This window comes from Streptococcus mitis (assembly GCF_009496285.1).
Taxonomy (GTDB): domain Bacteria; phylum Bacillota; class Bacilli; order Lactobacillales; family Streptococcaceae; genus Streptococcus; species Streptococcus mitis_BP.
Map to the genome: position 1 here is coordinate 70864 of NZ_WIJK01000001.1, position 15783 is coordinate 86646.

15 protein-coding genes and 1 riboswitch are annotated in these 15783 nt (G+C 41.4%); of the genes, 4 read left to right on the plus strand and 11 right to left on the minus strand.

What is annotated here, in order from left to right; genetic code table 11:
* Positions 1–10: 10 nt before the first annotated feature.
* The 9 genes from GEZ89_RS00340 to uvrA all read right to left on the minus strand — a co-directional run bounded on the left by GEZ89_RS00340 (position 11) and on the right by uvrA (position 11098).
* The gene (locus tag GEZ89_RS00340; RefSeq protein ID WP_153224564.1) at positions 11–1249 is read right to left on the minus strand and encodes a bifunctional folylpolyglutamate synthase/dihydrofolate synthase; all 1239 of its coding nucleotides are present in this window, start codon (positions 1247–1249) and stop codon (positions 11–13) included.
* 511 nt (positions 1250–1760) lie between these two features.
* The gene (locus GEZ89_RS00345; protein ID WP_153224565.1) at positions 1761–2072 is read right to left on the minus strand and encodes a DUF1292 domain-containing protein; all 312 of its coding nucleotides are present in this window, start codon (positions 2070–2072) and stop codon (positions 1761–1763) included.
* A 15-nt stretch (positions 2073–2087) separates the two neighbouring features.
* Complete coding sequence (ruvX, locus tag GEZ89_RS00350; protein ID WP_153224566.1) at positions 2088–2507, minus strand: Holliday junction resolvase RuvX; 420 nt, start codon at positions 2505–2507, stop codon at positions 2088–2090.
* A gap of 3 nt (positions 2508–2510) precedes the next feature.
* A complete protein-coding gene (locus tag GEZ89_RS00355) occupies positions 2511–2777 on the minus strand; it encodes an IreB family regulatory phosphoprotein (protein ID WP_000507060.1) in 267 nt (88 codons plus the stop codon).
* A 96-nt stretch (positions 2778–2873) separates the two neighbouring features.
* Positions 2874–3446, minus strand: coding sequence for an SP0191 family lipoprotein (locus GEZ89_RS00360; protein ID WP_153224567.1), 573 nt, complete (start codon positions 3444–3446; stop codon positions 2874–2876).
* Between the two features lie 66 nt (positions 3447–3512).
* Positions 3513–3911, minus strand: coding sequence for a transcriptional regulator Spx (gene spx / locus GEZ89_RS00365; protein ID WP_153224568.1), 399 nt, complete (start codon positions 3909–3911; stop codon positions 3513–3515).
* A gap of 135 nt (positions 3912–4046) precedes the next feature.
* Positions 4047–6707, minus strand: a complete 2661-nt coding sequence (gene mgtA, locus GEZ89_RS00370; RefSeq protein WP_153224569.1) for a magnesium-translocating P-type ATPase — start codon at positions 6705–6707, stop codon at positions 4047–4049.
* Between the two features lie 298 nt (positions 6708–7005).
* A riboswitch (M-box (ykoK) riboswitch) is annotated at positions 7006–7159 on the minus strand.
* A gap of 53 nt (positions 7160–7212) precedes the next feature.
* A complete protein-coding gene (locus GEZ89_RS00375; protein WP_153224570.1) occupies positions 7213–8274 on the minus strand; it encodes a M24 family metallopeptidase in 1062 nt (353 codons plus the stop codon).
* Positions 8267–11098 carry an excinuclease ABC subunit UvrA gene (gene uvrA / locus GEZ89_RS00380; RefSeq protein ID WP_153224571.1) on the minus strand — a complete coding sequence of 944 codons (2832 nt, stop codon included), beginning with the start codon at positions 11096–11098 and terminating at the stop codon, positions 8267–8269. The genes GEZ89_RS00375 and uvrA overlap by 8 nt, the downstream gene beginning before the upstream one ends.
* Positions 11099–11240: 142 nt before the next feature.
* On the opposite strand from uvrA, the gene GEZ89_RS00385 reads away from it, so the two are divergent.
* The 4 genes from GEZ89_RS00385 to GEZ89_RS00400 all read left to right on the plus strand — a co-directional run bounded on the left by GEZ89_RS00385 (position 11241) and on the right by GEZ89_RS00400 (position 14523).
* On the plus strand, positions 11241–12185 hold the full coding sequence (locus tag GEZ89_RS00385; RefSeq protein ID WP_000815631.1) for a magnesium transporter CorA family protein: 945 nt from the start codon (positions 11241–11243) through the stop codon (positions 12183–12185).
* 12 nt (positions 12186–12197) lie between these two features.
* The gene (locus GEZ89_RS00390) at positions 12198–12872 is read left to right on the plus strand and encodes a DUF1129 domain-containing protein (RefSeq protein ID WP_006146142.1); all 675 of its coding nucleotides are present in this window, start codon (positions 12198–12200) and stop codon (positions 12870–12872) included.
* Positions 12873–13072: 200 nt separating this feature from the next.
* A complete protein-coding gene (locus tag GEZ89_RS00395; protein WP_004250486.1) occupies positions 13073–13336 on the plus strand; it encodes a SemiSWEET family transporter in 264 nt (87 codons plus the stop codon).
* 149 nt (positions 13337–13485) lie between these two features.
* On the plus strand, positions 13486–14523 hold the full coding sequence (locus tag GEZ89_RS00400) for a S66 family peptidase (RefSeq protein ID WP_153224572.1): 1038 nt from the start codon (positions 13486–13488) through the stop codon (positions 14521–14523).
* A gap of 50 nt (positions 14524–14573) precedes the next feature.
* Here the strand turns inward: GEZ89_RS00400 and GEZ89_RS00405 are convergent, their stop codons facing one another.
* Both GEZ89_RS00405 and ruvA read right to left on the minus strand, forming a co-directional pair.
* The gene (locus tag GEZ89_RS00405; RefSeq protein WP_153224573.1) at positions 14574–15140 is read right to left on the minus strand and encodes a DNA-3-methyladenine glycosylase I; all 567 of its coding nucleotides are present in this window, start codon (positions 15138–15140) and stop codon (positions 14574–14576) included.
* 9 nt (positions 15141–15149) lie between these two features.
* Entirely contained in the window at positions 15150–15743 is a 594-nt protein-coding gene (gene ruvA / locus GEZ89_RS00410) for a Holliday junction branch migration protein RuvA (protein ID WP_153224574.1), read from the minus strand.
* Positions 15744–15783: the final 40 nt, after the last annotated feature.

Consider the following 15783-nt stretch of genomic DNA (forward strand, 5'->3'; position numbering starts at 1 on the left):
AGGGGCGAGGTCAAACATTCACAAGATAGGCACGAACCTCTGATATAAAATAGAGAGAACCCGTCACAAACAGTAAATCTTTCTCCCCTGCAGAAGCTTCAAAGCCATCTATAAAATCTCGATATGAGGAAACTCTATGATAGTCACTCAAGTCTTGGTCCTCCAAGGAACCCTGATAGTCAAAGCTCGTCACATAGAGAGCTGTATCAGGTAAATGTTCTGTCAAATAAGTAAGCATTCCACTATAATTTTTTCTCTTCAAAGCACCAAAAAGGATTTGTGGATGATAGCCTTGCTGGATTTTCTCCTGAATAAATTCAACCAATCGTTCTAAAGCCGGTAGATTATGGGCACCATCTAGATAAATGTGCTCTGTAACAGCTTCTAAACGCCCCGCCCATCTGGTAGTTTTCAAAGCAGCTTGGATGGACTCTTCATTGACCTTTTCACTTCTTTGCGTCATAAACAATAGAAAAGTTTGCAAGGCCAGAGCTGCATTTTCCTCTTGATAGGCTCCTTCCAAACCTAGTTTTAATTGGCTCAAGTCCACTAGAGAAGAAGAAAAATGTCCTTCTTTGAAAGAAAAATCTTTGTCAGCTTGATAGAGAGTCACACCCAAATCTTCTGCAACCTTTTGACAAACAATCTGTGCTTCCGGTGCTAGGTTGGCAATAACGGCTGACTTGCCTGACTTAAAAATCCCTGCCTTCTGTTCAGCAATTTCTGCTAAACTATTACCTAAAGTCTCTTGGTGATCGAGGCCGATCGATGTAATAACTGAAATTTCTCCAGTTACCACATTAGTCGTGTCCAGTAAACCTCCAATACCAACTTCCAGCAAGACCAGATCCACCTTTTGTTCTTTAAAATAAAGCAAAGCAATCAAGGTCAGCAACTCAAAAAAAGATAGCTGATCGTGAGTTTCTAGAAGCCTTTGCTCCATTGCTTTGACTTGATCTGCTAAACGAATAAAATCTACGTCCAATATGGGGTCACCATTAATACAGATGCGATCATGGATGCTAACAATGTGGGGCGAAGTAAAGGTTCCAACCTTTTTGCCATGAGAAACAAAGAGTTCCCTCATAAAAGCAATAGTAGACCCCTTGCCATTAGTTCCTGTCACATGGATAATAGGATAAGTTTTCTCAGTATTCCCCAACAAATCCACCGCTTGTTGCATCCGCCCCAAACCCGATCGGAAATTCAAGCCAATCCGACTATGAAGCCATTCTTCAACTTCAAACATATGTATCTCCTTAATAAAAAAGACGGTGGGACAGAAATCGATTGACGAAGTCTCGATTTCGTAGTCCCAGCCCCGCGAGGCTTCAACAATTCATTTGATTGTTGAAGGTTGCGGATAGAAAAATGAAATTTTTCACCAAAAAAGCTTTTGGGAGTCTAAAAGACGAACAAAAAGTCCAATCAGCTACCGCGTCAAAATTTGGTGGCTAATAAAAAGCGAGGCCGGGATTTTTATCCCAACCTCTTACCTAATTTGCTAGTTCCTAGCTAAATTTTATTTTTAGTGGGGACTAAAAACACCCACCGGACTTACTTGCAGTCTTCATTTTTATCACAAGGGTAAAAATGTTCCTCGGACGTTCCTGCTTTTTCTTATTTCTAGAAGCAGGGCTGATACAGTCTACCAGACTTACTTACGGTCTTTATTTTTAGCGTAAGGCTAAAAACGTCTACTGGACGTTCCAACTCTTCCACTTTCTAGGAGTTGGGGTAAAAATATTCACTGAACATTTTTACTCCTCCATAAAGCTGTTGAAGACTTCTTCAATCATGTTCCATTCATCTTCTGAATCTTCAGGGATTGGTTGCAATTCGCCTTCTGTTCCATCTTCATTTTCGATGAATGAGTAAGCTTGGATTTCAACTTGTCCATCTTCGTCTTCTTCTGCGTTAACTGGTACAAGAAGAACATAGTTTTTACCAAATTCTTCTTTTCCGTCAATGGTCAAAAGGATTTCAAACAAGGTTTCGTTTCCTTGCTCATCTACAAGTGTAATAAGTTCACGTTCTTCGTGATCGTGGTTGTGATTGTGATCGTGTGACATAGTTTCTCCTCTGTCTTAAAATTTTCTATCTAAATAATTTTGCAAAATCAATTGAGCGGCTAATTTATCAATAACTTTTTTACGCTTATTGCGACTAATATCCGCTTGCTCAATCAACATACGCTCTGCAGCGACCGTAGTTAGGCGTTCATCTTGATAATCTACCGGTAAGCCAAAGAGCTCTACCAACTTCTCGCCATATGCCTGGCTAGCTTCCACCCGTGGGCCACTTGTATTGTTCATGTTTTTAGGCAAACCAACAACAAACTGCTCCACTTTATAGGCTTCAACCAATTCTTTGAGACGTTCAAAACCAAACCGACCTTGCTCTTCATTGATTTGGATGATTTCAAGCCCTTGAGCCGTAAACCCAAGTGGATCACTAATCGCTACCCCTACCGTTTTTGAACCAACGTCCAATCCCATAATTCTCATAGATTATAGATCGACTCCTTGTCCTTTAAGGTAGTAGCGAACCAGTTCTTCAACGATTTCATCTCGCTCATACTTACGGATTTGATTTCGTGCATTGTTATAACGAGGAACGTAAGCTGGGTCTCCACTGAGAACATAGCCCACGATCTGGTTAATAGGGTTATAGCCCTTTTCATTCAAAGAAGCATAGACATCTGTCAATGTTTCACTGATTTCTTTTTTATTGGAATCGTCCAATTTAAAACGTACGGTTTCTTCAGTAAATCCCATTCTAACACCCTCTTTCCTTAGAATAGTACTATTATAGCACATTCGCGGTCGTTCTACAAATCACACAGTCTGATTCTGCTGATTTTCTGTGACTTTTTACTGGACTGTTGCCCCATTTGCAACACGATTAGCAATATAGTCCTCTGGTTCGTTTTTCAATAGGTTTTCCAGTCCAACATTCTTCAAGTATTCGTTTTCACTGGCTTTTTTAATATCCATCGTTTGGAAATCATAGCTAGTTTTGGTTTCCATTTCTTTCTCATTTAAAAGAGTCGTTTCAATGGTAAAGCCTGAAATTTTTCGAGCTGCTTGCACAGACTCATCCTTGTCCTCAGCTTCTTTAAGAGCTTTTTTAGCTTCGTCTAATCCACGTTCAGAAATATAATTTTTTAAATCTTCTGATACAGGACGTTTCTGCTGAATGGTCAAGCTTAAAAATTGATTGCCTTTATAAGTAATGATTTGAGTTTGCTGTGCTCCACTCTCATCAGCTGGCAAAACCAAGGTCTTGGTAACAACTGTATTCTTGGTTGCATTTTCTAATACGGGCAAGGTAGACTGTAGAGCTTCCTGAGAACTCTCAGTAGTTGAAGCGGCTGTTTCTTTTTTCTGACCACATCCAACGAGCAAAAATAGTGCTGCGAATGTTCCAATGACTAACTTTTTCATAAATCCTCACATGTTATCAAATTTAAATATTAGAGAAGGCTAGGAGTCACTCCCAGCCTTGATGTTTTATAGAGCCGCACGTAAACGCGCTTCTGCATTTTCCACATTACGGACAGAGCGTGGCAAGAAGGCACGGATATCGTCTTCTTTATAACCGACTTGTAGGCGTTTTTCATCTACAAGAATCGGACTTTTCAAGATGCGAGGTGTTTCCATTATTAACTTGAGCACTTCATTGACACTCAAGTCTTCAATATCAACACCAAGAGCTTTTGCATAACGATTCTTCGATGATACGATACTTGCAATTCCATTATCTGTTTTTGTCAAAATATCAAGTAATTCTTCTCTCGTGATTCCTTCCTTACCGAGGTTTTGTTCTTTATAACTTAACTGGTGGGCATTGAGCCAGGTCTTAGCTTTTTTACAGCTAGTACAACTTGAGACTGTATAAATTTTGATCATGTACCTACCCCTTTCGCTACATGTTACTATCAGTTTAGACTATTATACCATAAAAAACATCGGACTTGCGACCTATTTTTAAAAAATTTTAACTTTTTTGGCAATTTTTGAACTTTTTTCTTGACAAAACACGAACTATAACCATTCTTTATATTTCTTAATGTAAAATTTCTTAATAACTGTGACGCTAAACATATACAAGAAAATAATACAGATTAAGAATAAGAAGTAAGGAAGTCCTAAGGGTGCTAGACGAAGGATATTTACTAGTGGTCCATAAGGTAGGCTGGTTACGAAAAAGGCTGCAACCAGAGTCATCAAAATCACAAGCCAAGCTGGTCTGCTTTGTAGAAAAGGAACTTTTGCTGTACGAAGCATATGGATAACCATGGTTTGAGACCACATAGATTCGATGAACCATCCTGTTTGGAACAAGATAATAAACTGAAGGGCAGATTCAGATCCATGAACATAGTGATGGCCTGTCACCAAAGGAACAATGATAAAGTAGAGGAAGATAAAGGTCAAAATATCAAAGACAGATGAGATCGGTCCCATCCAAACCATAAATCGCGTAATGGATTTTGCTTCCCATGTATGGGGTTGTTTAAGGAAGTCTTGATCCACATTATCAAACGGCAATGCCACACAAGACAAATCATAGACTAGGTTTAGGACAATGAGATGAACAGGAGCCATTGGTAGAAATGGCAAGAAAATACTCGCAACAAGGAGTGAGAAGATATTCCCAAAGTTTGAACTGACGGTCATCTTGATGTACTTGGTCATATTGGCGTAGACCTTACGGCCCTCAACGATACCAGTTTCAAGAACCATGAGATCCTTGTCTAGCAAAATAACATCCGCTGTTTCTTTGGCGATGTCTACTGCTGTATCTACAGAAATACCGACATCTGCCACCTTCATGGATGGAGCGTCATTAATACCGTCACCCATATAACCAACACCGTGACCATTTTTCTTTAACTGTAGAATGATACGGGCTTTTTGATCAGGAGACAATTTAGCAAATACTGTTACACTTTCAACCGCTTCTGCCAATTCTTGGTCAGTCATTTTATCGATATCAGCTCCCAAAAGGATGTGTTCAACATCCAATCCAACCTTTTCACAAATGGCTTGGGTTACTTTTTCGTTATCCCCAGTTAAAATTTTTGTTCTGACACCATGCTCAAGCAGAGCTTGAATAGCTGGTGCTGCAGATGGTTTTGGTGGATCCAAGAAGGCAAGGTAACCCGTAAGGATCATGTCACTTTCATCAGTCACAGCATAAGCATAATCTTCACGTAGACCTGACTTGTAACCAACACCTAAGACACGCAAACCTTGACGGTTTAATTGACCAACTTCTGCTAATACTTCTTGGCGAATGTCTTCGGTTAGGGGAATGATTTCTCCGCGATATTCCACATGAGTCGAAATGGTCAACATTTCTTCTAAAGCGCCTTTGGTAACCATACTAACGACATTGCTGTCGTCTTTGACGATGACACTCATGCGTCTGCGTTCAAAGTCAAAAGGCAGTTCATCAATCTTTTGGAAGATTTTATCCAAATCTTGTAGAATAACGTGTTCTTTAGCTTCTTTTTCAGTTCTACTGATAATGGCACGGTCCATTAAGTTTTTCAAACCGGTTTGGAAATGTGAATTTAGATAAGCTCTTCTTAAGACAGCCATATCCAAATCGCCATGGATATCCAAAGGGTATTCTAAGACAATCTCATCTTGCGTTAGAGTTCCAGTTTTATCTGTACATAGGATATCAATTGCTCCTAAGTCCTGAATGGCATTGAGTTTTTTAATCACGACTTTTTCTTTGGCCATGATGATAGAACCCTTTGCCAAACTAGCTGTAATGATCATCGGTAACATTTCAGGTGTAAGACCTACACCAACACTAAGGGCAAAGACCCCTGCTTCCAGCCAGTCCCCATCTGTCAAACCATTAGCAAAGAATACAATAGGAACCATGACAAGCATCAAACGGATCAAGAGCCAAGAAATGCTGTTCATTTCACGTTCAAAAGAAGTTGGTTCATCGTAGGTGTTGAGAGTCTGTTCAATAGCTCCCATCATGGTATCATCACCAACAGCTAGAACCATAGCTGTAGCACTTCCTGAGATAACGTTTGTCCCCATGAATGCCAAAGATTCTGCTTCTAAAAGACTCTCTACATTTTGATTAGTAGCTTTATTTAAGGCAAGTTTTTCAACTGCATCACTTTCTCCAGTCAAGCCTGACTGTTGAACGAAAAAGTCACGTGATTCAAATAAGATAACATCTGCTGGAATCATGTCTCCCGCACTCAATTTCACGAGATCTCCCACAACCAACTCATCGATTGGTAACTCTTGTTCAAGACCATCACGAATAACAGTTGCAGTGTTGACAATCATTTTTGAAAGATTGGTTGTCGCCTTGTCGCTCCTCAACTCTTGGACAAAACGGATGCCTCCTGAAATCAAAACCAAGACAACGATAATAATAGAGGTCGTAGGGTCCTCTTGGCCAGGTTTTGCAAGCCAGACGTTTGTAACGAGAGAAATAAAGGCAATCACAAGCAAAATGATTGTGAAAGGATTGATAATGGATTCATAAATCTTTTTAAAGATAGAATCCTCTTGGCCCTTGGTGATGGTGTTTTCACCATATAGGTCACGGTTTTCTTCGACTTGTTCTTGGTCTAAGCCTTTTAGACTTGTATGGTAAAAAGCTAGACTATCTTTTAATGGAGTTTGAATAGCTGCTGCTAGTCTTTCTTTTGTAGTTTTCATTGGTTTCTCCTATCTGTATGAATGGTGATTTCATACTCAATGAAAATCAAAGAGCAAACTAGGAAACTAGCCACAGGCTGTACTTGAGTACGGCAAGGCGACGTTGACGTGGTTTGAATTTGATTTTCGAAGAGTATCATACACAGAGACCAATCACTTTATAGGGACAGAACGACACAAATCAGCGATTGGCTGTGTATGTGCGGTTCTGGATGATCGTCAATTTGCATCGTTTGTCTCCCTTCTTTGTTCTAAAACAGCAGAAAGTCCTGCCATAAAATGGCAGGACTAAAAAACTTATTATCCGTTTTCGTTCAAGCTTTAACTCCATAGGGCGATGTAATGAGCTTAGTCTTGACCTTCGCGACCAGGACTGTTGACCAACGAGTAGTGTCTCCACTGCTTTGCGGTAGTCATCCGTATCCCTATGGTAGCCTCACCTACCGTTTTCGCCTTTCAGTATAAACCTTTAACTAGTAAAAGTCAACGATTTATCTCATTTTTCTTAGATTACGATTAATTCTTTTGGAGCAAGGGTTAATAACTCACAACCTGTATCTGTAATCAAGATATCATCTTCGATACGAACCCCGTATTTACCTTCAATATAAATACCAGGTTCATCAGTCAAGACCATACCAGTTTTGATAACTTCTTTGGAAGTTTGGCTAAAGTAAGGTTCTTCGTGGATATCAAGTCCAATACCGTGCCCGATACCGTGAGTAAAGTATTCTCCATAGCCTGCTTCCACAATGATATCACGAGGGATTTTATCAAAGTCACGGAAACCTAAGCCATTCTTAGCTTGGTCTATCAGAGCTTGATTGGCCTTCAAAACGGTGTTGTAGATTTCTGCTTGTTCGTCGCTCACATGACCTAGGTAGATGGTACGTGTCATATCACTGACATAGTGGTCATAAAGACAACCGAAGTCCATAGTGATAGCTTCGCCTAGTTCTACTGGCTTGTGCATTGGATGGGCATGGGGTTTAGAAGAGTTGATCCCGCTAGCTAGAATCGTGTCAAAAGACAAACCAGCAGCGCCTAATTCACGCATACGGAAGTCCAGGAAGTTGGCAATTTCAATTTCTGTCTTCCCTGGCTTGATAAAGTCAAGAGCATCGTGGAAAGCTTGGTCAGAGATAGAGCATGCCTTGCGAATGGTCGCAATCTCTGTCTCGTCCTTAATCATACGAAGGGCTTCAACAAACTGAGTCTGTGGAAGTAATTCCATCCCTTCAAAAGCAGTTTGCATGCGATGGTAATAAGAAACTGAAATTTCATCTTCAAAACCGATGCGAGAAAGACCCATGTCTTTAGCAATTTTTGCGATAGTAGCCAACTCGTCACGTTCTGCAAAAATCTCAAAACCAGTAACTTCCTGCTTAGCAGCGATGATATAGCGGGCATCCGTCACCAAAATTTGACGGTCACGACTGATAAAGACCGTACCATTTGAACCCCAAAATCCTGTCAAATAGTAGACATTTTTAAGGTTATTGATAATGATTCCATCTAGTTCTTTTTCTTGCATTTTATCTAAAAATGCTTGCACACGTTTATTCATGATGTAACTTTCCTTTCAAATACTGTCCTGTATAGCTTGCTTGGTTAGCAGCTACTTCTTCTGGAGTTCCTGTTGCGATAATAGTTCCGCCACCGACACCACCTTCTGGTCCTAAGTCGATAATATGGTCTGCTGTTTTGATAACATCCAGATTGTGCTCAATGACGAGAACTGTATTGCCATCATCAACAAAGCGAGACAAAACGGTGAGTAGTCGAGCGATGTCCTCAGTATGCAAACCAGTTGTCGGTTCATCTAGAATGTAGAAGGATTTACCGGTCGAGCGCTTATGGAGTTCGCTAGCCAGCTTCATACGTTGAGCTTCTCCACCAGAAAGAGTTGTGGCTGGTTGTCCTAAGGTCACATAACCTAGACCAACATCCTTAATCGTCTGAAGTTTGCGCTGAATTTTCGGAATGTGTTGGAAGAACTCCACCGCATCGTTAACGGTCATGTCCAAGACCTGCGAGATATTCTTTTCCTTATAGTGAACTTCTAGAGTTTCACTGTTGTAACGAGTCCCGTGGCAAACTTCACAAGCCACGTAAACATCTGGCAAGAAATGCATCTCAATCTTGATAATCCCATCACCCGAGCAAGCTTCACAGCGACCGCCCTTGACGTTGAAACTGAAACGCCCCTTCTTATAGCCACGAATCTTGGCTTCATTTGTCTGAGCAAAGAGGTCCCGAATGTCATCAAAGACACCTGTATAGGTAGCAGGGTTGGACCTCGGTGTTCGTCCGATTGGACTTTGGTCAATATCTATCAGACGGTCGATATGTTCAATCCCTGTAATGGTTTTAAACTTACCAGGCTTGTCTGAATTGCGGTTGAGCTTCTGGGCAATAGCTTTTTTGAGAATGCTATTGATTAGGGTCGATTTCCCTGAACCTGATACCCCTGTCACTGCGATGAATTTTCCTAGTGGAAAGCGAGCTGTGACATTTTGCAGGTTGTTCTCACGCGCTCCTGTCACCTCGATAAAGCGACCATTTCCCACACGGCGCTCTTCTGGTACTGGAATGGCACGTTTTCCTGATAGATACTGTCCGGTAATGGACTTGCTGTTGCGCGCTACTTGCTTAGGCGTTCCTGCCGCAACAATTTCTCCACCAAAGACTCCCGCTCCAGGACCGACGTCAATCAAATAATCCGCCTCTCGCATGGTATCTTCATCATGTTCTACTACGATCAAGGTGTTCCCCAAATCACGCATCTTTTTCAGACTGGCAATCAGACGGTCATTGTCCCTCTGGTGAAGACCGATAGACGGCTCATCTAAGATATAGAGGACTCCTGAGAGATTGGAACCAATCTGAGTCGCCAAACGAATACGTTGGCTCTCCCCACCTGATAATGTTCCTGCAGAACGAGAAAGGGTCAGATAGTTGAGACCGACATTATTGAGGAAGGTCAAGCGGTCTTTGATTTCCTTAAGAATCGGACGAGCAATGATGGCTTCGTTTTCAGATAGAGTCAACTGGCTTACCAAGTCCAAGTGGTCTGCGATAGACAGGTCTGAAATTTCTCCGATGTGTGGCCCTTGCTCACCACCCACACGGACAGACAAGGCTTGGTCATTGAGACGATAGCCATGACAGGTTCCGCAGGTCAACTCATTCATGTAGAGGCGCATCTGGGTGCGGGTGTAATCACTGTTAGTCTCGTGGTAGCGACGCTTGATATTATTGACAACTCCCTCAAACGGAATGTCGATATCGCGCACACCACCAAATTCATTCTCATAGTGGAAATGGAATTCCTTGCCATCCGATCCGTAAAGAATCAAGTTCTTGTCTTCTTCTGACAAGTCCTCAAAAGGCTTGTCCATATCCACTCCAAAAGCTGTCATGGCTTGTTCTAGCATGTTTGGATAGTAGTTGGATGAGATAGGATTCCAAGGAGCCAAGGCTCCCTCACGTAGCGTTTTGCTGGCATCTGGCACTACCAAATCAGTATCCACCTCCAGCTTGATACCCAAACCATCACACTCACTACAAGAACCAAAAGGAGCATTGAAAGAGAAGAGACGAGGCTCTAGTTCCGGAACTGTAAAGCCGCAAACTGGACAAGCATAGTGTTCTGAGAAGAGCAACTCTGAATCATCCATAGTATCAATAACGACATAACCTTCAGCGATACGGAGAGCTGCTTCAATCGAATCAAAGAGACGACTACGGATACCTTCCTTGATGATGATACGGTCTACTACCACGTCAATGTTGTGTTGTTTATTCTTTTCAAGTTCAGGAACTTCGGTCACATCGTAAACAACTCCATCGACACGGACACGGACGTAACCATCCTTTTGAATCTTTTCAATCAGAGTCTTATGTTGCCCTTTTTTCTTACGAATAACAGGAGCTAAAATCTGCAAACGTTGGCGCTCTGGCAATTCCAAAACCTTGTCCACAATCTGCTCTACAGACGAAGCCTTGATAGCCCCATGTCCATTGATACAGTAGGGTATTCCTACACGAGCATAGAGGAGACGTAGATAGTCGTTGATTTCCGTCGTTGTTCCAACCGTCGAACGTGGATTTTTACTAGTCGTTTTCTGGTCAATGGAAATGGCAGGGCTGAGACCATCGATAGAATCCACATCTGGCTTTTCCATATTGCCCAAGAACTGACGAGCATAGGCTGACAGACTTTCAACGTAGCGACGCTGCCCTTCAGCATAAAGGGTATCAAAGGCCAAACTAGATTTTCCTGATCCAGATAGTCCCGTCACCACAACTAGCTTGTCACGCGGAATTTCCACATCTATATTTTTTAAATTATGGGCGCGTGCCCCATGGATGACAATCTTATCTTGCATATTACTTCTTTCTAGTTCATTGTTGCTTTCCATTATACCAAAAAAAGTGAAATTCTATTACCAAAAAAGCCGATTTTGTAGTATAATAGTACGGTGTCAAAAATCACTGAAACACGGATTAGATTAGGAAAGGATAGGAGATATGAAACAAGTCTTTCTCTCAACAACAACTGAATTTAAAGAGATCGATACGCTCCAGCCGGGCACTTGGATCAATCTCGTCAATCCTACTCAAAGCGAATCGATGGAAATCGCCTCAGCCTTTGATATTGATATCGCCGATCTCCGTGCACCGCTCGATGCCGAAGAAATGTCTCGTATCACCATCGAAGATGAATACACCTTGATTATCGTAGACGTCCCAATAACAGAGGAAAGAAATAACCAGACCTACTATGTGACTATTCCCTTGGGGATTATCATCACAGAAGAGGCTATCATCACTACCTGCTTGGAGCCTCTACCACTTCTTGATGTCTTTATCAATCGTAGGCTTCGAAATTTCTATACCTTCATGCGTTCGCGCTTCATCTTCCAAATCCTATACCGCAATGCGGAGATTTACCTAACTGCCCTCCGTTCGATTGAACGTAAGAGTGAGCAGATCGAGAGTCAACTTCACAAATCTACTCGAAACGAAGAATTGATCGAACTCATGGAGTTGGAGAAGACCATCGTCTACTTCAAAGCCTCTCTGAAGACAAACGAGCGCGTGATTAAAAAATTGACCAGCGCAACTAGCAATATCAAGAAATACCTTGAAGATGAAGACTTACTGGAAGATACCTTGATTGAAACGCAACAGGCCATCGAGATGGCGGACATCTATGGAAACGTCCTTCACTCTATGACAGAGACCTTTGCTTCTATCATTTCAAATAACCAGAACAATATCATGAAAACCTTGGCACTTGTGACTATCGTTATGTCCATCCCGACCATGATTTTCTCAGCTTACGGAATGAACTTTAAGGACAATGAAATCCCTTTAAACGGAGAACCGCACGCTTTCTGGCTCATCGTCTTTATCGCCTTTGCTATGAGTGTTTCTCTCACTCTTTACCTCATCCATAAAAAATGGTTCTAAACAGGAGTTATTATGTCACAGATTGATTTAAAAGAATTAACAAAGAAAAACCAGGAATTTATCCATATTGCAACCCAGCAATTTCTCAAGGACGGAAAAACAGATGCTGAAATCAAGGCTATCCTTGAAGAAGTCATTCCTCATATCCTTGAAGAACAACCAAAAGGAGTGACAGCTCGTTCTATCTACGGAGCACCAACTCACTGGGCTCATAGTTTCAGCGAAAAAGAGCAGTACGAAAAAGAACATCCAAAAGAAAACGACGATCCAAAATTGATGATGTTGGATTCAGCCCTTTTCATCACAGGACTATTTGCAGTAGTTAGCGCCTTGATGAGCTTCTTCTCAAACCAACCTGTGGCCTACGGATTGGTAACACTTATCAGTGTAGGAGCCTTTGGTGGAGTTGCCTTTTACCTGCTCTACCACTTCATCTACCGCTACTACGGACCAGATACTGACCGTAGCCAACGTCCTCCATTCTGGAAATCACTTTTGGTTATGTTAGCAACCATGTTTGCCTGGGTCTTCATCCTCTTCTTGAGTAACTTCCTTCCACAAGCCATCAACATCAGCTTACCACCTCTTGTTTTGTTGGTCATTGGAGGAGCTCTCCTTGCCCTACGTTTCTACCTCAAAAAACGTTTCAACATCAAGAGCGCAAGTGCTGGACCTGCTAGATATTAAGATAAACAATAAAAGTAGTGTGTTTTACAGACAGACTACTTTTATTATGGCTCCAAAGCATTTTTTTATTCTCCAAAGAAAAGTAGCTACATTTTCTAAAAACGTTCTAATGTAAAGTCTTTCCTTAGAATCCCGAGGTTTTGTCCTTGAATCCAAGTTGTTTTTCTGTTATACTAATAAAGTAATAAGGAGAAATATATATGACTAAACAGAGAATTAATCAAATTGTTGGTTCAATTGGTGCCTTTATCGGGATTATTGTATTTATAGCCTACATCCCCCAAATTTTTGCCAATTTACAAGGAAATAAAGCTCAACCATTTCAACCTTTATCAGCAGCTGTCTCTTGCTTAATCTGGGTCATTTATGGATGGACAAAAGAGCCTAAGAAAGACTGGATTCTAATCATTCCAAACTCAGCCGGGGTTATCCTTGGCGGACTGACTTTCCTTACTGCTCTATAAGAATACAACTACTATAAAAAGCAACCACATCATTGGTTGCTTTTTTACTACTTTCTTGATCTAAAAGCCTTTTTCTGATTCTAATTCTTGTTGTTTCCCCTCATCTTTTGTGATAAAATAGGCTCAATCTATTTCTAGGAGGATAAGATATGATTTCTACTATTGGTATTGTGAGCTTGTCTAGTGGCATTATTGGAGAGGACTTTGTCAAACACGAAGTGGACTTAGGCGTTCAACGTCTCAAGGACCTAGGACTCAATCCCATCTTTTTGCCCCATTCGCAAAAAGGATTAGACTTTATCAAGGACCATCCTGAAGCTCGTGCAGAGGATTTGATTCAAGCCTTTTCTGATGATAGTATCGACATGATCCTATGTGCCATCGGCGGAGACGACACCTATCGTTTGTTGCCCTACCTTTTTGAAAATGACCAACTAGAAAAAGTTATCAAACAAAAGATTTTTCTTGGCTTCTCAGATACAACCATGAACCATCTCATGTTGCATAAACTAGGAATCAAGACCTTTTATGGTCAATCCTTTTTAGCAGACATTTGTGAATTGGACAAGGAGATGTTGCCCTATAGCTTTCACTACTTTAAAGAATTGATTGAGACTGGAAGAATCTCAGAAATCCGCCCTAGTCACGTTTGGTATGAGGAACGAACTGACTTCAGTCCCAAGGCTCTAGGAACACCTCGTGTCAGTCATGCAAACACTGGTTTTGACTTGTTACAAGGAAATGCCCAATTCGAAGGAGAAATCCTCGGTGGTTGCCTCGAATCCCTCTACGATATCTTTGACAACTCTCGATACGCAGATAGCACGGAGCTCTGCCAAAAATACAAACTTTTCCCTGACTTGTCAGACTGGGAAGGAAAGATCCTCTTGCTAGAGACAAGCGAAGAAAAGCCTGAGCCAGAAGACTTCAAAAAGATGTTGCGGACTTTAAAGGACACTGGCATATTCGAGGTCATCAATGGAATCTTGGTCGGAAAACCTATGGATGAAACTTTCTATGACGACTATAAAGAGGCACTATTGGATATCATTGACAGCAATATCCCAATTGTCTATAATCTGAATATCGGACACGCAACTCCAAGAGCAATTGTACCCTTCGGAGTCCACGCCCATGTAGATGCAACGGAGCAAGTCATTCGCTTTGACTATAACAAAGAAAGCTGAGATAGAACTCTCAGCTTTTTTATATTCTCCTATGTTCTAGACATCTAACGTCACTTATTTCCACTTTTCCATTCACAATCATTCTCGTGATCATCAATCAAGCCTGCAGCCTGTAGAAAAGATAAAACTGCAACTGGTCCAGTAAATTTGAAGCCACGTTTTTTGAGATCCTTGGATAATGTCTCAGACAAGGCTGTTTTGGCTGGTGCTTGAGCATAGTCAGGAACATCATTAACGATGGTTTTTCTATCAACAAAAGACCAAAGATAGATGTCAAAAGAGCCATACTCCTTCTGAACTTGCAGAAAAGCCTGAGCGTTGGTGCGCGTCGCAAAAATCTTGGCGCGATGACGAATGATAGCTGGATTTTCTAACAAAGATTCCAGTTCTTCATCCGTCATGTCTGCAACAGCTTGAATTTGGTAACCATGAAAAACTTGACGGAAGGCTTGGCGTTTATTGAGTACCGTTTCCCAAGATAAGCCTGCCTGATAAGTCTCCATACAGAGCAACTCAAAAAGCGCTTGGTCATCATGGAGGGGTTGGCCCCATTCCTCATCGTGATAGGCTACATAGAGAGGGTTGTTCATTTTAACCCAACCACAGCGTTTTAGCATAGACTTCTCCTATTTGACCAACATCTTAAGGGCAGATTTGATGTAGTTTTCAGCTGTATCAGAAGTTCCTTCAAAGAATTTCTTGATCTTCTTAAGCTCGGTCGCCTTGTAGCCCAAAGCCAGCATAGCTTCCATAGCTTCTTCCAATTCTTGGTTGTCACTGCTAGATGGAGCTGCAGTCTTAGCAGGGAGATCGTCTCCTGCCACAACCACCTTACCTTCTAAGTCCAAGACCATCTGTTGGGCTGTTTTCTTCCCGATTTTAGGGAATTTAGTCAAGTAGGTGATGTTCTTGGTTTCGATGGCTTGAACCAGGCCAGCATTGTCATCTGCTGCAATGATAGCCAGAGCTGATACAGGACCAATGCCCGACACCGAAATCAAGCTGAGAAAGAGTTTTTTCTCGTCTTCTGAACGGAAACCGTAAAGGAGATGAGCATCTTCGCGAACGACTTGATGCACATAGATTTGCGCTTCTTGATTGACTTGTCCTGAGTAAGCATAGGGATTGGCTACATGCAAGATATAACCGATACCGTTGGTTTCAAGAACGATATATTTGGCAGTGATTTTGGTAATGATTCCTTTTAAATATTCGTACATAATTTTCCCTTCAATTTATACTCAATGAAAATCAAATCTA

What these genes read in the sequence shown, in the direction of transcription:
- GEZ89_RS00340 (WP_153224564.1), bottom strand. Translation starts at nt 1,249, where the DNA reads ATGTTTGAAGTTGAAGAATGGCTTCATAGTCGGATTGGCTTGAATTTC.
- GEZ89_RS00345 (WP_153224565.1), bottom strand. Translation starts at nt 2,072, where the DNA reads ATGTCACACGATCACAATCACAACCACGATCACGAAGAACGTGAACTT.
- ruvX (WP_153224566.1), bottom strand. Translation starts at nt 2,507, where the DNA reads ATGAGAATTATGGGATTGGACGTTGGTTCAAAAACGGTAGGGGTAGCG.
- GEZ89_RS00355 (WP_000507060.1), bottom strand. Translation starts at nt 2,777, where the DNA reads ATGGGATTTACTGAAGAAACCGTACGTTTTAAATTGGACGATTCCAAT.
- GEZ89_RS00360 (WP_153224567.1), bottom strand. Translation starts at nt 3,446, where the DNA reads ATGAAAAAGTTAGTCATTGGAACATTCGCAGCACTATTTTTGCTCGTT.
- spx (WP_153224568.1), bottom strand. Translation starts at nt 3,911, where the DNA reads ATGATCAAAATTTATACAGTCTCAAGTTGTACTAGCTGTAAAAAAGCT.
- mgtA (WP_153224569.1), bottom strand. Translation starts at nt 6,707, where the DNA reads ATGAAAACTACAAAAGAAAGACTAGCAGCAGCTATTCAAACTCCATTA.
- GEZ89_RS00375 (WP_153224570.1), bottom strand. Translation starts at nt 8,274, where the DNA reads ATGAATAAACGTGTGCAAGCATTTTTAGATAAAATGCAAGAAAAAGAA.
- uvrA (WP_153224571.1), bottom strand. Translation starts at nt 11,098, where the DNA reads ATGCAAGATAAGATTGTCATCCATGGGGCACGCGCCCATAATTTAAAA.
- GEZ89_RS00385 (WP_000815631.1), top strand. Translation starts at nt 11,241, where the DNA reads ATGAAACAAGTCTTTCTCTCAACAACAACTGAATTTAAAGAGATCGAT.
- GEZ89_RS00390 (WP_006146142.1), top strand. Translation starts at nt 12,198, where the DNA reads ATGTCACAGATTGATTTAAAAGAATTAACAAAGAAAAACCAGGAATTT.
- GEZ89_RS00395 (WP_004250486.1), top strand. Translation starts at nt 13,073, where the DNA reads ATGACTAAACAGAGAATTAATCAAATTGTTGGTTCAATTGGTGCCTTT.
- GEZ89_RS00400 (WP_153224572.1), top strand. Translation starts at nt 13,486, where the DNA reads ATGATTTCTACTATTGGTATTGTGAGCTTGTCTAGTGGCATTATTGGA.
- GEZ89_RS00405 (WP_153224573.1), bottom strand. Translation starts at nt 15,140, where the DNA reads ATGCTAAAACGCTGTGGTTGGGTTAAAATGAACAACCCTCTCTATGTA.
- ruvA (WP_153224574.1), bottom strand. Translation starts at nt 15,743, where the DNA reads ATGTACGAATATTTAAAAGGAATCATTACCAAAATCACTGCCAAATAT.